General features: G+C 78.0%; 1 protein-coding gene. It reads left to right on the top strand.

The features are described from left to right. Positions 1–1,280 (top strand): HAMP domain-containing sensor histidine kinase (locus DMH08_RS39520; RefSeq protein WP_148108668.1); only part of this gene is annotated, 1,280 nt, incomplete at both ends.

Raw genomic sequence — 1,280 nt, 5'->3', positions numbered from 1 at the left:
GGGTGCAGTCGCGCAGGACGTCGTGCAGTCCGCGCCGCACCGCCCCCCGCCGCTGCAGCGCGGACTGCACGACGTCCTGCGCGACTGCACCCGCGGCGCCACCCCCGGCACCGGGATCCGCCCGCCCGGCCCCTCCGCGATGATGCAGGTCGTCGACGCCCGCGGCGGACGCTGCACCGTCCCCGGCGCCGGCGCCCTGCACGTCACCGACGCCGACGCCGCCGTCGCGCGCGGCGACAGCCCCCGCGCCCTGCACGACGGCACCGGCACCACCGCCGACGGCGCCGCCGTCGACGTCCGCGTCCTCACCCGCCCCGTCCGCACCCTCGACGGCTCCACCGCCGCGCTGTCGTTCGCGCTTCCCCTCGACGACGTCCAGGACCCCCTCGACGGCCTCGCGCTGCTGCTGGCCGCCGTCACCGCCCTGGGCGTCCTGGCCTCCGCCGGCGCCGGGCTGATGATCGCCCGCGCCGGGCTGCGCCCCGTCGACCGGCTCACCGGCGCCGTCGAGCACATCGCCCGCACCGAGGACCTGGACGTGCGCATCCCCGAGGACGGCACCGACGAGATCGCCCGCCTCGGCCGCTCCTTCAACACCATGACCGGCGCGCTCGCCGCGTCCCGCGAACGGCAGCGCCGCCTCATCGCCGACGCCGGACACGAATTGCGCACCCCCCTCACCAGCCTGCGCACCAACATCGACCTGCTGCTGCGCGCCGACGCCGCCGGCCGCGCCCTGCCCGACACCACCCGCCGCGCCCTGCTGACCAGCGTCAAGGCGCAGATGCTGGAACTGTCCGACCTCGTCGGCGACCTGCTGGAACTCGCCCGCCCCGACGAGACCGGGCCCGTCCGCGGAACCGTCGCGCTGCACGACGTCGTCGCCCGCGCCGTCGAACGCGCCCGGCCGCGCGGCCCCGGCCTCACCGTCCGCGGCGACACCCGCCCCTGGTACGTCCCGGGCGACCCCGCCTCGCTGGAACGCGCCGTCGTCAACCTCCTCGACAACGCCGTCAAGTTCAGCCCGCCGGGCGGCGCCGTCGACGTCCGCCTCGCCGGCGGCGAACTCACCGTCCGCGACCACGGCCCCGGCATCCCGCCCGCCGACCTCCCGCACGTCTTCGAACGGTTCTGGCGGTCCCCGTCCGCGCGGAGCCTGCCCGGCTCCGGGCTGGGCCTGTCGATCGTCGCCCGCGCCGTCGCCGACAGCGGCGGGACGGTCGCGCTCGAACCCGCCGACGGCGGCGGCACCCTCGCCCGCGTCCGCCTCCCCGGAACCC

Origin of the sequence: Actinomadura sp. WAC 06369 (assembly GCF_003947565.1) — a bacterium.
Taxonomy (GTDB): domain Bacteria; phylum Actinomycetota; class Actinomycetes; order Streptosporangiales; family Streptosporangiaceae; genus Spirillospora; species Spirillospora rifamycini.
Note: the sequence above shows the minus strand (reverse complement) of the source record. Positions and strands in the feature narration are given on the sequence as shown.